The sequence below is a fragment of the Streptomyces hesseae genome, assembly GCF_031845785.1.
Taxonomy (GTDB): Bacteria; Actinomycetota; Actinomycetes; order Streptomycetales; family Streptomycetaceae; genus Streptomyces; species Streptomyces hesseae.
This window is the reverse complement of sequence record NZ_JAVRFI010000027.1, coordinates 30,675-45,448: the sequence shown is the minus strand read 5'-3', so window position 1 is coordinate 45,448 and position 14,774 is coordinate 30,675. Positions and strand designations below refer to the sequence as shown.

The 14,774-nt window shown below is 68.7% G+C and carries 11 protein-coding genes and 4 pseudogenes; 6 read left to right on the top strand and 9 right to left on the bottom strand.

Translation table 11 applies throughout. The features are described 5' to 3' along the window. Positions 1-7: 7 nt before the first annotated feature. From hemC to RM609_RS29210, 6 genes are all read right to left on the bottom strand, one after another. Positions 8-961, bottom strand: a complete 954-nt coding sequence (hemC, locus tag RM609_RS29235; RefSeq protein ID WP_311614739.1) for a hydroxymethylbilane synthase — start codon at positions 959-961, stop codon at positions 8-10. Further along, positions 958-1,596 carry an MFS transporter gene (locus RM609_RS29230; RefSeq protein ID WP_311614737.1) on the bottom strand — a complete coding sequence of 213 codons (639 nt, stop codon included), beginning with the start codon at positions 1,594-1,596 and terminating at the stop codon, positions 958-960. Before RM609_RS29230 ends, hemC begins: the two co-directional genes overlap by 4 nt. Before the next feature lie 3 nt (positions 1,597-1,599). After that, complete coding sequence (locus RM609_RS29225; RefSeq protein ID WP_311614736.1) at positions 1,600-2,301, bottom strand: MFS transporter; 702 nt, start codon at positions 2,299-2,301, stop codon at positions 1,600-1,602. Further along, a complete protein-coding gene (locus RM609_RS29220; protein ID WP_311614735.1) occupies positions 2,298-4,340 on the bottom strand; it encodes an ABC transporter ATP-binding protein in 2,043 nt (680 codons plus the stop codon). The genes RM609_RS29225 and RM609_RS29220 overlap by 4 nt, the downstream gene beginning before the upstream one ends. Further along, entirely contained in the window at positions 4,337-5,494 is a 1,158-nt protein-coding gene (locus tag RM609_RS29215; protein WP_438828564.1) for a protein-L-isoaspartate O-methyltransferase family protein, read from the bottom strand. The genes RM609_RS29220 and RM609_RS29215 overlap by 4 nt, the downstream gene beginning before the upstream one ends. 148 nt (positions 5,495-5,642) lie before the next feature. Continuing rightward, positions 5,643-6,137: an NUDIX hydrolase gene (locus RM609_RS29210; RefSeq protein WP_311614733.1), complete on the bottom strand. Its 495-nt coding sequence runs from the start codon at positions 6,135-6,137 to the stop codon at positions 5,643-5,645. Positions 6,138-6,700: 563 nt separating this feature from the next. Between RM609_RS29210 and RM609_RS29205 the strand changes: the two genes are divergently transcribed. The 5 genes and pseudogenes from RM609_RS29205 (at position 6,701) to RM609_RS29185 (ending at position 10,199) form a co-directional block, all read left to right on the top strand. Then, positions 6,701-7,051: a hypothetical protein gene (locus tag RM609_RS29205; protein WP_311614731.1), complete on the top strand. Its 351-nt coding sequence runs from the start codon at positions 6,701-6,703 to the stop codon at positions 7,049-7,051. Then, positions 7,048-7,594, top strand: a pseudogene (gene dcd, locus RM609_RS29200) (dCTP deaminase). The gene RM609_RS29205 and the pseudogene dcd overlap by 4 nt, the downstream one beginning before the upstream one ends. Beyond that, positions 7,591-7,740: pseudogene (locus RM609_RS29195) on the top strand (dCTP deaminase domain-containing protein); the annotation flags it as partial. The pseudogenes dcd and RM609_RS29195, both read left to right, overlap by 4 nt. 327 nt (positions 7,741-8,067) lie before the next feature. After that, complete coding sequence (locus RM609_RS29190; RefSeq protein WP_311614831.1) at positions 8,068-9,060, top strand: hypothetical protein; 993 nt, start codon at positions 8,068-8,070, stop codon at positions 9,058-9,060. Between the two features lie 497 nt (positions 9,061-9,557). After that, on the top strand, positions 9,558-10,199 hold the full coding sequence (locus RM609_RS29185; RefSeq protein WP_311614729.1) for a DUF6000 family protein: 642 nt from the start codon (positions 9,558-9,560) through the stop codon (positions 10,197-10,199). Positions 10,200-10,235: 36 nt separating this feature from the next. On the opposite strand, the pseudogene RM609_RS29180 reads toward RM609_RS29185, so the two are convergent. The 3 genes and pseudogenes from RM609_RS29180 to RM609_RS29165 all read right to left on the bottom strand — a co-directional run bounded on the left by RM609_RS29180 (position 10,236) and on the right by RM609_RS29165 (position 14,004). Then, positions 10,236-11,102 (bottom strand): annotated as a pseudogene (locus RM609_RS29180) (transposase). Between the two features lie 321 nt (positions 11,103-11,423). Then, positions 11,424-12,578, bottom strand: coding sequence for a phage minor capsid protein (locus RM609_RS34655; RefSeq protein ID WP_438828563.1), 1,155 nt, complete (start codon positions 12,576-12,578; stop codon positions 11,424-11,426). A gap of 658 nt (positions 12,579-13,236) precedes the next feature. Continuing rightward, positions 13,237-14,004, bottom strand: coding sequence for a transposase (locus RM609_RS29165; protein WP_311614726.1), 768 nt, complete (start codon positions 14,002-14,004; stop codon positions 13,237-13,239). A gap of 205 nt (positions 14,005-14,209) precedes the next feature. Between RM609_RS29165 and RM609_RS29160 the strand changes: the two are divergent. After that, positions 14,210-14,678: pseudogene (locus tag RM609_RS29160) on the top strand (winged helix DNA-binding protein). Positions 14,679-14,774: the final 96 nt, after the last annotated feature.

Genomic DNA, 14,774 nt, shown 5'->3' with positions numbered 1-14,774 from the left:
GTCGGGCTTAGGGGGTGTGGGGGAGGGCGTGCAGGAGCGCGGCCGCGCCGTCGCGCAGGAGCTGCTCGCCGGCGCGGCGGCCGACCTCCTCGGGCTGCTGGAGTGGTCCGCTGGTGTGGGTGCGTACGGCAGTGTGGCCGTCCGGGGCGAACACGGCGGCGTCAACGGTGATGGTGGTGCTGGTGAGGGTGGCGTGGACGGAGGCCGCAGTCGTACAGTTGCCGTGCAGCGTTGCCAGGGTGGCCCGTTCTGCGGCGAGCGCGGTGGCCGTGGCCGGGTGCGTGATGGCTGTGAGGAGGTCGCGGATCGCCGTGTCGCCGGTGCGGTACTCGGCGACGACCATGCCGGCGCCCGAGGCCGGGAGCCACAGCACCGGGTCGAGGATCTCCGTGGCGCGGTGGGCCTGGCCGAGGCGGTGCAGCCCGGCGTAGGCGACCAGCAGTGCGTCGAGTCCGCGGCTGCCGTCGTCCAGGCGTGCGATGCGGGTGTCGGCGTTGCCGCGGACGAGCACCGGCTCCAGGTACGGGTGGCGCTGGCGGAGCTGGGCGATGCGGCGCGGGGCGCTCGTGCCGACCCGGGCACCGCGCGGCAGCTCGGCGAGCGGCAGGGGCGGCCGGCCGGCGGGGAGGACGAGGGCGTCGCGGACGTCACCGCGCTCGAGGACCGCGCCGATGCTCACGCCCGGCTGCCGGTCGTGAGGGCTGGGCAGGTCCTTCACGCACGAGACCGTGACGTCCACCTCCCCGTCCAACAGGGCGCGATCGAGGGCCTTGACGAAGGCGCCCTTCCCGCCGATGCGCGACAAGGGGCCTTGGTAGCGGTCGCCGTGCGAGGCCATCGTGGTGATCTCGAAGCGAGTGTCGGGGCGGGCCTTGGACAGCAGCTCGACACACCAGTCGGTCTGCCACCGGGCCATGGGGCTGTTACGGCTACCCACCCGCACATCGGGCGTAGTCTTCACGCTTCCTCCCCGGCGGCAAGAGTCGGCGTCGTGGTGCCGGGCGGCAACGAGGGATGGGGCACGGGGATCTCCTTGGGTGATGGCGAGTGGGAGTCGAGGGTGAGCGCGCGGAAGTCCGCGCGGCACGGGGGCAGCACGGCGCACAGCAGCAGGACCACGGCGATACCGGTGAACGTGGTGGTCAGCCCGAACCGGGTCGCGGCCTGACCGGCCAGGAGGTAGGCGGGCGGCAGGAAGACCAACTGGACGGCTGTGTTCAGGGACAGGACGCGGCCGAGGCTGTGCTGCTCGATGACGCGGGGGAGTAGCGTGTTGAACGAGACGGCCGAGATGTTCAGAGCGGCGCCGGCAATGACGATCGCGGTGAGCAGGACGGACAGGGGTGCGGTGGCGGCCATAGCAGCCATGGGCAGGGCCATGGCTGCTGAGACGGCGGCGGCGACCGGGTAGAGCCGGCGCGGGGACCACACCATGCAGGCCACGGCGCCGAGCACCAGTCCGCCCGTCCATGCAGCCGCCATCAGCCCATACCCGGCCGCCCCGCCCAGATAGGCCCTGGCGTAGGCGGGGCCGAGGAGGACATAGCCGACCAGCCACAACGGCACGGTGACGCAGCCCTGGAACGACCACAGCATCAGCTACCCGCGTGCGCGGAACTCCCGCCAGCCGTCCTGGAACTGCGCCCACGCCGTGGATTGTTCAGCCTGGGCCGTCCCGGTTTCCGGCAGCCGGGCCAGGAGCACGGCGGCGACGGAGAACGTCACCGCGTCGAACGCCACCGCGTAGCCCGGCCCGGCGTAGGCGACGAGCGGCCCACCGATGACGGGGACGAGAATCTTGATGCCGTTAAACGCCGTCTGCGCGAGCGCGTTCGCCTGCTGCAGCAGAGCGGGCGCCACCAGGGAGGGCAGGGTCTTCTTCGTGGCCGGGTCGAGGAACGCGGTGACCGTACCGCTCGCCGCAGACAGCCCGGCGAGGGCGGGGACTTTGGCGTATCCGGTCAGGAGCAGCACGGCGGCGGCGGTTTGCAAGGCCGCGAGGGCAAGGTTCCCGGCCGGCAGGATCCGGGCGCGCGGATAGCGGTCGATGGCGATGCCGCCGATCAGCGCGACCAGGAGCTGCGGCAGGCACCCGGCCGCCAGGATCCAGCCCAGCGCGGCCGCCGTGCCGCCGACGTCCAGGGCGGCGAATGCCAGGGCGACCGGCGCGATGGCCGCCCCGGCCGCGGACAGCACCCGCGCGGTCAGGAAGGTCCGGTAGTCGCGTTCGCGCCAGGGAGCCGAAGCGGCGCTGGCGCGGGACCGCCACCCGCCCACGGCCGTGGACGGGACGGCCGTCACCCAGCCCCCTCTCCTGGCGAGCCCGCTGCCTGGTAGGCGGAGGCCTGAAGGGTGAACATCTCGCGGTATTCCCCGGGTTGGCCGTCGGCGGTGGTGTGGTTCATCAGGTCCTGGTGGGTGCCGGATTCGATGATGCGTCCGTCGCGGAAAACGTAGATCATGTCGCAACTGGTGACGCTGCTCAGGCGGTGGGAGATCAGGATGGTGATCCGGTCCCGGCGGCGCTCACCGTAGCCGCCGTGCAGGACAGCCTCGTAGACGGCGTGCTCGGCGCGGGCGTCCATGCTGGCTGTCGGCTCATCCAACAGCAGCACGGCGGCATCTTGGTACAGGCCCCGGGCCACGGCCACCTTGGACCAGTTCCCGCCGGAGAGTTCTTGTCCGTTCTTGAAGCGCTTGGACAGCGGGGTGGCCCACTGCTGGGTCAGGCCGACGATGACGCGGTCCGCACCCGACTCCGTCACGGCCGCCAGAGCCCGCTGCGGATCGGCCTCGGTGATGCTCCCCGCACCGATCGTGACATTCGCCAAGGCCGACAGCGGCCACGCGACCGGGTCCTGTAGAACCATGGCGACCTGGGACTGGATGCTCTCGGCGTCGACCTCCCGCACCTCCACACCGTCCCAGCAGATGCTGCCCTTACTTGGTGTGTACAGCCCGGCCAGGAGCTTGGCCATCGTCGACTTGCCGGACCCGTTCGCCCCGACGAACGCCACCGTCGAGCCCGCAGCCAGCGTCATCGACACGCCCCGAAGCGCGTCCCGGCCGGCCTCGGGATAGGTGTAGTGGACGTCGGTGACGCTGATGGTCTTCACCCCGTCGGCAAGACGTCGCCCCGTACGGTGCGGCTGCAGGTCGCGGCAGCGCTCCAGGTGCCGCTCCAGGTCATCGATCCACAAGGCGTGCTCGTAGATCTGGTGCATGGCCAGCACGACACTCACCAGCGTGCCCCGGCTGGAGCGGATCGCCAGGAACGCGCCACCTCCCGCCGCCAGCGGCAGCCACCCCGATGCTGTCATCCACCCCAGCACCGCATACGTGGCACCGACCGCCAGACCACCCACCGCACGTCCCCACAGCGCGACGTTCGCCTCCTGCCGCCCCAGCCGCGCATCCTCCGCCTCGATCCTCCGGGCGAAGCGCTCATGCTCCTCCAGCAACGCCTGCTGCGCGGTGGAGGCGCGCACCTCCGCCGCGGAGTCACGGTCGAGGAGGAGCCAGGTGAACAGACGGATACGACGTTGGAGGGTGCTGTACCGGCTGTGGGAAAGGAACTGCGCCCGCGCCGAGCGCACCGCCGCGTACCCCTGTGGGACGACGGAGAGCAGCAGAAGGGGGAGCAGCAGCGGGTGCAGGACGGCCAGGACGCTGGCGGCCCCGGTCAGGCCGAGTACGGCATGCGCGAGCTGGACCATCTGCGGCACGGACTGGCGCATGTAGTACAGGCCCCGGTCGTTGGCCTTGTTCGCCTCGTCAGCGAACGCGGCGTCGTCCACCGCCTCCAACCGCACATGGCAGCTCAGCCGCAAGAACTCCTGCTCCACCGCACGCCGGACCTTCGGAGTCAGCGCCGCCTGCCCGCGCGCGACACCGAAGTCGAGCAGGCCCTGCGCCGCCATCAGGCCGGCGACCAGCGCGAGCGAGGGAAGAGCATGGTGGATGCGCTCGGAGGTCGCGCCCTGGGAGAAGAGGGCCGAGAGCACGCGCACCGAGGCCAGCAGCCCGAAGGCGCTCATCAGCGACGAGACGATCTGGAACACCACGACCAGGACCGCGGCCCGCGCATCGGCCCGATAAGCCAGAGCGAGCACCCTGCGGCTGATCCCCGGCAGCCGGCCCAGAATCCGCCACACACTGGTCCGGGCGGCCTCCCCCTCCCACTGCATCCAGTACGCGTTCTTCAGCTCGTCGCCGACCTCCTCGCCCTCCGGCGCCGCCGCAGCCCGCGCCGGAGGCAGCGGCAACCGCACAGCCTGGCGGGGGCCCGGCACCTGCGACCCAGGGTGGCTCTTCGACCCGTTGCTGTCCTCGACACTCACCGACGCTCCCCCTCGCGTTCATCGACCGCCCCAGCCGGTGCCGGCAGCTCCCACACAAGGGCGGCCGCGCCCTGACCGGAGGAGACGTATTGCCGGCCATCAGCGGCCAGCTCCAGCCGGTAGGCCTCCGGCCGCCCAGCGCGCTCCCAGCGCTCCCACACCGCGCACACCTCGTCCCACACCGGCCGCGAACCCGTCTCCTCGACATCCCCGTCCGGGCCGACGACAGCCCAGGAATCCTCCCGTGGCGCGACCAGCGCCAGGCGCTCCGCCGAGAAGTCCCGGACCAGCCCCGGAACCAGGTGGGCCAGCGCGAGCCATAAGCCGCGCGCCGCATCCGGCGGCGGAGGCACGGCTCCAGCGCGGTGACGGCCAGGCTCGGCACCGATGCGGTGCTTGTGCCGGTGCAACGACACCCACTCGTAGCCGTGCACCGGCACATGCCCCAGCAACGACCCGCGCACCGTCGCCTCCAGACGGCCGCCGGGCTTGCGCACGCTGATCAGAGCGGGCCAGCTGGGGGAATCGGCAGTCAGATGCGTGAGCATCAGCCCGCCCCCGGCGAGCTGCCCCACGACCCTCTGCGGCAGGTACGGAACCGAGAAAGCGAACGCGATCCGCTCGAAGGGCGCCCGCTCCCGGTGGCCGTCGAGCCCGTCCCCGGCCACGACGTCCACCTCCAGGCCGAGCGTGGCGAGCCGGCGCGCGGCCGCGGCCGCCATGTGCGCGTCGCGCTCGACGGCCGTGACGCGGCCGGCACCGAGAACATAGGAGGCCACGGCCGCGGAGTACCCCGGACCCGCCCCCAGCTCCAGATACGAAAGGCCAGGACGCAGCTCCAGGTCGTGCAGCATCCGCACGGTCATCGACACCACGCTCGCCGCCGACGTGATCCGCCCGCCCCTCACCCGCCCGCGCGCCTGTTCCTCGAGCGCCTCCCCGTTACGCTGCGCCAGCACGGAGGCGCCGCCGTAGATGACCTCGAGCCATTCCTCGCGGTCCTCCGGGTCCGCGCCGTCGAGCAGTTGGAGCTCCATCGGTTCGGGATGCCCGGCGTCGCGCCGGACGTAGGCGCGCGGCAGCAGCACCTCGCGCCGCACGCGCAACAGGGCCTCACGCAGTAGGGGGTCGGTTAAGTCCCCCTGTTCTTCCAAGCGGCGCACCATGGCCTGCTGCGCTTGTGCGGCGGCCACTTGGACCACGGCCGAGGCCGGGGTACTGGGGGACAGGGGATGGGACACAGCAGCCTCCAGCGAAAGTCGTCGAAGCGGTCGAGCCAGGTGCCGGTCTGCGCCAGGGGCCTCACCTGCCCCGGGGCGGACGGCCGCCGATCGCGCCGGGAACAGCGGGCCAGCCCATGGCCGTGTACGACCAGCCGCTCGCTATCCCCTCCAGCGCCGCGACGGTGTACTCCACGGTCGGATCAGGTAGCGCGTGCAACGGCCACCACCGCCACTCCACGCACCGGTCCGGCTCCATCACCCGCGGCTCACCTCGCCACCGGTGAGCACGGAAGAACAGCTGCAACCGCGGCACGGTGTCCTCGGCGTCGGCGTCGGCGTCGAGCAGGTGCACGGTGTGCACGAGCTCGAGGTCGGGTTCATCGACGATGACGCCGAGCTCCTCGCCGGCCTCCCGCACCGCGCAGGCCCGCACGCTCTCCCGCTCCACATGCCCCGCCGGAACATGCCAGACATTCGCTGCGAGCAGGGCATCCGGTGGACGAAGCCCCAAGAGGACATGACCTCTTCGCTCGAACAACAGGTGCGCGCCAACGATGTTCGGCAGGAACGACACGGACTTCCCTCTCCTTCGGCGGGCGCGGCCTGGCGGCCACGCAGATGCATTGACATGACACGGGGGCGTTCACCGGCCGATCGCGGCGGGCGCGGCCACCGGAGTCATGGAGGACCGGCAGTCGCGCCCGCCGTCTTGGTGCCCGCCGTGACGCATCGAATGCACGGGCGAAGAATCCGTCAACCTCCCTCGCCGCCCCCGGCTGACCGCTGGTGAGGGGAAGTTCGAATGTGGCGCGCGGCGAGGCGGTTTCGAGTACGGGGTTCACGGGGCCTCCGTGAAGGAGTTGTCGAGGCGGACGTCCGGAACAACGCTGCTGATCACGAGCTCGTCACGGGTACGCCCGGGCGAAGGCTGGAACAAATGTTCGGCGATGGTGTGCGCCTCAAGGTGTGCTTGACCTCCGATGGCGTGCCGGTGTTTTCGAATCACTCGCTCGAGGTGGCCCACTCTTTCGGGGTATTGCAGGGTTCGCGCATCTGATCGCATCCCTGCCCCTTGCCATGCTGGCGCCGGACACCGCCGTAGGTCGCCTCCCCCCCATGCGGCATCAAGAGCCGCGCGTGGGCGAGGGTCGTCGGAACGGCCTCCTCGAACGCGGGCAGGACGCCCTGCGCGCCTTCGGTGACCTGCTGGCACTGGAACCGTTCGCCAACCAGCTTGTCCACGCCCGCATCCCCGACACCCACCGGGACACCCCCACCCGCCTGCTCGCCGACCTCAGCAGACGTGTGGGCCCGCTGGCCACCGCCCCCGACCCGCTGCCGGACGGCGTGCGCGGCGTTGTGACCACCGACTTCCTCGCCGCCAGCCTCCTCGGCGGCCCGGCCCGCCGGGCCGGGCTGTTCCTCGGCCAGGCCATCCGTCACGTCCTGACCGATGCGCCTACCAGTGAAGGAAGGTTCCCGCGATGATCCTGACCGGCCCCGAGATCACCGCCGCCGCGTGCGACGGGCGGCTGCAGATCGACCCCTTCGACCCCGAACAGGTCAACCCCAACAGCTGCAACGTCCGCCTCGGCACCCACCTGGCCCTCTACACCTCGCCGGTGATCGACGCACACCGGCCCAACCCCACCACCACCGTGACGATCGGCGACGACGCCTGGTGCTCGAGCCCGGGGAGCTCTACCTCGGGCACACCTTCGAGCAGGTCGGTTCCGACCGGTTCGTGCGCTGCTGTTCGGCCGGTCCTCGGTGGGTCGGCTCGGCCTGTTCGTCGAGATCACCGCTCCCATCGGCGACATCGGCTTCCACGGCCAATGGACCCTCCAGCTCACCCCTGTCCGGCCCCTGCGCGTGTACGCCGGCATGGAGATCGGGCAGATCATGTTCTTCATGGCCACCGGCCCCGTCGACCTCTACGCGGGCAAGTACCAGGGCAGCCAGGGGCCGCAGCCCTCCCGTGCCTGGCAGGACCCCCGCCCGCCGGCTCCCATGCCGGTGGTGGCGTCGTGATTCTCACCGCCGCGGCCATCGCCGCCGCCGTCCACGCCGGCGAGATCCTCATCGACCCCTTCGACCCCGCCCGTATCTCCCCCAACGCCTACGACTGGCGCCTGGGCGAGACCTTGCGGATCTGCAACGGCCACCTCGACGCCGCCCCATTTCAGTGTCCGCAAGGATCAGCCGTACGTGTCCCCGTGCCCTCATGGTGGAGCCATCCGCCGTCAAAGCGACAGTCGGCTTTGCCACGGGCCACCATCCCGGCCCCCTGGCCTACTCCAGGGCCGCCGATGACAGCCCTGCAGGGCGTGTTCGAGAGGGGATGGCGTATGTCCTCGAGCCTCTTCCGAGGCTGCCCGACGTCCCCGGTGTTGACCTGCGACGGGCCCCACTTGAGAAGATTGAGGTCAGCGCCTGCAAGTATCCGGTTGAGAGTGGTCGAAGTCGGGCGTAAGTTCACCAAAACTGGGGGGTTGACTCATCCGATGCGCATCGTGATGCAGCCGGCACGGCGATCCGAGAAGGTCGTCAACAAGCACTACGAAGACACCATCACAAGCCCGGTCGACTTCGAGCACCACGCCCATCACCTCGAGCCTGCGGTCGTCGACCAGCTCAAGGAGCTGTTCCCATCCGGCAAGGCACAGATGTGGGGCGTAGTCCCGGGCAAGCAGAACGTTAATGTCTCCCGCATCAAGAAGATGAGCCCTGGCGACTGGGTGTTCTTCTCCGGCGACAAGAAGCTCTACTTCGGCGGCACCATCGCGCTGATGTGGCGCAGCCAGCCCCTGGCCGAGGAGCTGTGGGGCACTGATGCTGGAGGCAGCACCTGGGAGTACATGTACGCCCTGTCCGGCACCCGAGGCTTCGACATCCCCATCAGCGAGATCCGCGAGCTCCTGAGCTGGAACCCTCAGCGGAACGTCATGGGGATCTCCGTCCTCAATGAGGATGAAAGTGAGGCCCTGCAGACTTACCTCACCCTCGACCCTTCTCCAGCAGCCACCCTGGCCGTGGATCCTGAGCAGGAGGAGAAGGCGATCGCCGCCTTCGACGGTGAGCTTGAGCGCAAGGCCCACCGTGCCCAGCGAGGGGAGCAGGCAGCCCTCAAGCGGCGCCTTCTGCCCGGCAGCACGGGAGAGTGCGCCCTCTGCGGTCGCGAGCTGCCCGGCACGTTCCTGATAGGAGCGCACATTAAAAAGCGGGCGATGTGCACTGACAGCGAGAAGCGTGACCTCGCCAATATCGCCATGCTTGCCTGCACCTTCGGATGCGACTCGCTGTACGAACACGGATACATAACAGTCGCCGAAGGCGGAGCCATACAGATCAGCCCCCTCGCGCAAGCCATACCCGAGGTCGGCGCCCTCATACAGCAACGGCTTGCCGACCGCACGGTCACGTGGTGGAACCCTCAGCGCGAACCGTACTACCAGTGGCACCGCACCCATACGTTCAAGCAACTCCCCCCGGCCTAGCGCTCAAAGCACTGCTTCTGTAGGACCAGCGACCGGTAGCCCTCGACCAGCAGAAGCCGCACCCCCACACATCGGAGAGCGTGGCCTGCGCGGCGAGGAGACAGCCAGGGACGCCTTCCCACACGCAAACGATCCCTCAGTCCTGCCGGCTACGGTCAACCAGCAGACGGCTGTGGCACACGTCCACGAGCCACACATTGCACTCGCGGGTGGATGCCGCTGCAACCCGTGAATCGCACATCAGGATGACCTCAGTTAGAGGCTCCGCCAGTAGGGGCTTGAGCATCATGCTGGGAGGACCGGGCCGCGCCCAGTATCCGCGATGATTGGTCAATGGGCGGGGTTGTAGAGCGGGGAGGGGCGCTGTGATGGTCGGTAAGCGGTATGGGGGTTCCTTGAGGGAAAAGCTTGGGCGGTCCCCAGGGTCGCGACTGTGGGCGGCGGCCTGGATGGTCCGGGTAGATCTGTCGGGGCTGTGGAATTACACGGCGAGCTTCATGCGCGGCAGGATCGGCAGCCGCGAGGACCGTTACCAGGCCCGGTTGATCCGGCGTTACGTCGGCCTGGGCGGACGCTACCTGCACCTTCGCGGCGGGGTGCTGGCCTGGCCGCGATCCCGACAGTGGCTCTTCCAGTACCGGCTGCGCTGGTCCGCGCGCAGGGCCACCACGGGAGACCTGACGACGCTTCTGGACAGCGGCTGGCGCGAGCATTTGGCCGCCTCGTGGCTCATTGCGGTCGGCCGTCGCGCCGACCTGCGCGACCGGATTGCCCAGGAGCTGCTGGGCGATGCCCCATGCGGATATGGCTGGGATTACTGCACCGCTCTGGCCCGACTCGGCACAGACCAGGATGCGGGCCTGTTGCGCCGTTACCTGGACCAGGCCCTGCTTCTTCCATGTCCCGTGGACGAGAGCGACGACTGGCAATGCCAGCGCCATGCCATGGGGACGCTTCTGTATCTCGACGGTGTGCTCGGCACCAGCTATGCACAGCCGTTGCTCGCGCCGGGCGGCTTGTGGGAGCGGTGGTCCGGCGATGAGGGCACGGACTCCCTGGAAACGGTGCGGGAGAACGTTGCACAGTTGGTGGCCTTCGCTGCCGGAAAGGATCCTCTGGTCAGAGCGCAGGCGCGATGAATATCTTCGAGCGACTCGATGGGCCCCGGCTGTAGGTCACCGGATGCGGGGGTTTCTGGGGCGGGTGTCCCAGCGGTAGAGGGGCCAGGCGCGTCGGATGAGGCAGCGGACGGTGATGATGGTGCTGGCCAGAGCGATAAAGAACTCGACCGGAGCTTTTCGTCGCTCGGTGCAGCGGCGGAGCTTGCCGAAGTTGTTCATCCACGAGTTCGTGCGCTCTACCACCCAGCGCCCGTCGGCCTGGATGGGAGTCTTCGCGCCTTGCTTGGCGATCTGGCCGTTGATCCCTCTCGCCGTCAGGTCCTGGTGGACCATGCTGTAGTCGAATCCGGCGTCCGGGCTCAGCCGCAGGTGCTCGGGCAGTGGTCCCAGGGACGCTTGAAGGCCGGCGAAGCGGTCAAGGGTGGCGGGCAGCAGGGTGTGGTCGCGGGTGTTGGCCGGTGCGGGATTGGTGACCAGAGGTATTCCCTGCCTATCTGTTAACTGCGAGCGCTTGATGCCTTGTTTGGCCCGGTCGACGGGGCTCTTGCCCGCGCAATCTCCGCCGGAGGGCGCCTTGCTGATACAGCCGTCGGCGGACAGCTGGTCGAGTTCGAGGCCGATCATGCGGTCGTAGGCGGCGAGAACGAGCAGTCTCAGCGTCTCCATCACTCCAGCGGCGATTCACTCGTCGCGGCGGCGCCGCAGAGTGGTGGCGGAGCAGGCGCTGTCGGCCGCGCGCTCGTACCCGCAGCCGAAGACCAGGACCTGGACCAGCCGGTCAAAGACCACGGCGTCGCTGATGCGCGGGTTGTGGCAGCCCCACGGATGACGGTCCTCATGTACGGGCAGCAGGGCGAGGAAATGGTCGCGGACCGAGTCGAGAATGCATGATGGGATGGCAGGAACGGATCCTCCGGTGATCACGAAGCGTAGAGAACTCCATGATCGGGCGACCGTGCCTGCACTGCTATGGCCTCCCCAACACCTAACCTACTGGCGGACGCTCTTACAGCCCTCCTCTCCCTCGCGCCCGCCAGACCGACCGTGTCGAAGTCGAGATCGTGTGGCGAGCTACCCCGCAGGTGCGGGGACGACGATCAACGGATCCGCATCCACATCGAATGACTGGAGCTACCCCCGCAGGTGCGGGGACGACCCTTCTTGACCTGCGCTGATGCCCCCAATGGGGCCAGTTCTCATTTAGCAGACTTGAAGGTCTGGGCGAGCGGTCCTGGGTCAATGTCAGTGGGTGGGTCTATGGTGCGAATCCACCGGATCGTGGGGTGCCGCACCACGTACTTCAGGCCCTCCGCGATCTCGGTGCGCAGCGAGCCTTTCCGCGTGGACCGGTCGGAGGATGGTTCGGGGGTGCGGATGCTGCCGAGCAGGAGCGCACAGGCCATGTAGGAGGCGACGTCGACCGCGCGGGCACGCAGTTGCTACTGTCCGGCTATGACGCTGTCTGGGCCGCGCCCGGCCGATCTCCGCCAGGAGCCGGTGGACGAATTTCTGGGGCGCGTGGAGCGGTCGTTGCAGACGGTCCTCGACCGGCAGCCGCTGGTACGCAAGCGCCGGTCGGTCGGGGCCGGGACCGACCGGCACACGTGGGTGTGCATCGAACGGCGCGGCCTTGGCCGGATCGGTGTCCAGGGGTGGAACGGGCCGGAGGCTGCCACCGTCCTGCGCGGGATGCCGCGTTCGGATGGCGCGTTGCCGCTGCGATGCGGCGTAGCCGTCCGGGTCCGTGGAGTGCTCGACCGGCGCCCGGGTCACTCCCGGCAGGTAGGCCGACAGGGAGTGTCGGCAATTGGGGTGTTGAAGTCCAGTGCGCCGCGCCTCGTCGACGCTGCCCGCGATCTGTACCTCGATCGTGCGGCCGTCCTTGGTCGCGTGCTCGGCCTCGACCGTCCGGGCGCCGTCGGCCCCTTCGAGGGACAACACCTTGCCCTCGAAGGGCTTCCGCAGAGGGCACTCGTGCGGGGCGTTGGAGACGATGACCAGGTCGAGGCCGGCGGCGCGTAGCCGGTCGCCGTGCGCCGCGACTGCGGCCCGCCCCACGGCGGTACGCACGTCCATCTCGGCGTACGACGTCATGGACCACGACCGGCCGGCCCGGTCCACGAAGGTCTTCAGGCCGCGGTCGGCGAAGCGCGCCATGGCGGCCTGTGTTGCCTGCCTGCGGGTGTCGATGCCAAGCAGCGGTGTTCCGGCGATCTCGGCGACAACCTGCCGGTACCCGTCCTCGATGCCGCGGAGAATCCCCCGGTGGGTCTGCTCCACGCGGTCGACGGTCTCGTGCGTGAGGCGGTCGACGGCCCTTGTGTTGGGGGTGCTCTCGGCGATCCGGTCCCGGACGCCTGCGGAAAGATCCTCGACCAGCCCGGGGTGGACTGGCATGACACTTCCCCCTATCGTCCTGTCTGTATTGCGCATTGTCCGGATCTTCCGATCAGGACAGAGGGGGGAGTCGCAGTGAGTGCCGATTCAGATGATCTCTATTCGGGCAGGCGTGATGCGCAAATTGGATCAGCCGGAGGGTCTTCGTCTACCCCAACGGACTCCATTGATGGGTTCTACGCCGTTGCGGCGGCGTTGGCTGCTGGTCCATTCGTGCAGGCGGTGGCCTCGAATTTGGGCGGAAAGGTGGGAGACGCTATAGACGTGTCAGCGCGAGCGCTTGTTCGGCGCTTCCTCCGTCTTGCGTCTTCCCGGCCGGATGGGCCTTTATCCGTCGAGCTCCGAACTGGGCGCAACTGGCTCATTGTTGTAACCACGGAGATGCCTATAGAAGCATTCGAGCAGTTGATGGAGCTGGAAAACTCCCTACTGCCGAACGTTGAATCGAATCCGACCCCTAGAATCTCATGGAGAAATGCGCGGTGGAATGTTAATGGCGTCCAAGGGGGTGTTGTTAGCGAATGGTTCTGGGATGCCGAAAGGCGTGCTTGGGGGCAGGATTTCCCTGGCGGTAATTGACATGTCGATACTAAAGGCTGTCCCGTAAGTGATCTTAGTGTTGGCGTCGATACGGACGGCTGCGGTGCGAACTCGCCTCTCATCCAGTGAGGTTGAGGTTGTGTAGGCGGGCGATGCCGAGCATGGCATGGTGGACGCCGTCGCCCTTGAGACGGCAGTCGCGCAGGATCTTCCAGCTCTTCATGCGGGCGAAGGTGTGCTCGACACGGGCGCGCACTCGTTTGTGGGAGCGGTTGTGTTCCTCCTTCCAGGCCGGGAGATCCTGGCCCTTGGTCCGGCGGTGCGGGATGACCAGGCCGGTGCCTTGATAGCCGCCGTCCGCGATGGTCATCGTCTGGCCGACGGCGTCCTTGGCGCCGGACTCCTCCCAGCCGCGGGAGTCGTGCCGGTTGCCCGGCAAGGGCCGGCCGACCACGACGACCAGGCGGGTGTCGGCGTCGATGACGACCTGGTGGGCCGTGGAGTAGCGGTAGTTCTTCGACTGCTCGGCGATCGTGCGGTCACGGGTGGGCACCAGGGTGCCGTCCACAATGAGTACGGCGTCCTTCGCGAACCGCTGACGCGGTTGGAGCGCGAGACGCGGGCCGAGACGGTTGATGATCCGGTCGGCCGCCGACTTGGAGTCCCCAAACAACGGAGCGAGTTGGCGCATCGTCAAGTTCGTGCGCCAGTACACAACGACCAGCAGGACCCGGTCCTCCAGCGACAGGCTCCACGGCCGGCCACGATGTCCGTCGGCCACGCTCTGGCGGCGCACGGCAGTCACCAACTTGCCGAAGCGGTGCGGACTCAGCCCGGCAAATGGGGCTGTCCAGAACGGTTCCGATGCCGTGATCACGCCAGCCATCGCAAGATCATCGCGCCTGCGACCATGCGTTACGGGAAGACCTCCAGTAACCCCATGAGGACCAGAGGCAGAGTGCCTCGTTGCCGTGCCGACGGTCGTTGTGAAGATCACCTGCTTGCCCTCAACCGCACTTGAGGTCATACGGTCTCCGCATGACCCGCACGATATGCGGGCTCCACAATGAAGTGCCCGGAGGGAATATCTCATGACGACCCAGCAGATCTCCGACGTCGAACTCGCCGGACAGCCCGCCGCGTACTGGACCGGTGTCGCCTACGAGGCGCTCATCGCGTACACCCGGGCCCAGCAGGCCGAAAAGGGCTACACCCAGCCCCAATTCTGGCTGCTGCGCAACCTGTCGGTGAACGACATCTCGCCCGACGGCGAGGGGGATGAGCCTGCCCGAGCTGCGGGAGGCTATGGCCTCCTACATCCGGCCCGAAGACGACCTGGCGGTGGAGGCCGAAGTGCTCCTGGAGCGCGGCTGGCTGACCCGCGATGCCGAGGACCGGCTGTGGCTCACCGGGCGGGGAGAACAGGCCCGCGTCGACCTCGCGCGCAACGCCCCCGCGATCCGCGCCGCCCTCCACGAGGGCATCGACGACAAGGATTACGTCACCACGGTAAAGGTGCTCCAGCGGCTGATCAGCAACGCGGGCGGTCCTGTTGCCTGACAGGCCGCGAGTCCGGGGCGAAGCTCCCCAGGCCCTGGTGAGTTCGTGGCAGGTCGAACGTCGTGGTCGAGCAACGGGGGCACCCCGCTGTCCAAC

Coding starts and splice junctions, on each gene's coding strand:
- RM609_RS29230 (WP_311614737.1), bottom strand. CDS start 1,596: ATGCTGTGGTCGTTCCAGGGCTGCGTCACCGTGCCGTTGTGGCTGGTC.
- RM609_RS29185 (WP_311614729.1), top strand. CDS start 9,558: ATGCGCGGCAGGATCGGCAGCCGCGAGGACCGTTACCAGGCCCGGTTG.
- RM609_RS34655 (WP_438828563.1), bottom strand. CDS start 12,578: ATGCCAGTCCACCCCGGGCTGGTCGAGGATCTTTCCGCAGGCGTCCGG.
- RM609_RS29190 (WP_311614831.1), top strand. CDS start 8,068: ATGCGCATCGTGATGCAGCCGGCACGGCGATCCGAGAAGGTCGTCAAC.
- RM609_RS29165 (WP_311614726.1), bottom strand. CDS start 14,004: ATGGCTGGCGTGATCACGGCATCGGAACCGTTCTGGACAGCCCCATTT.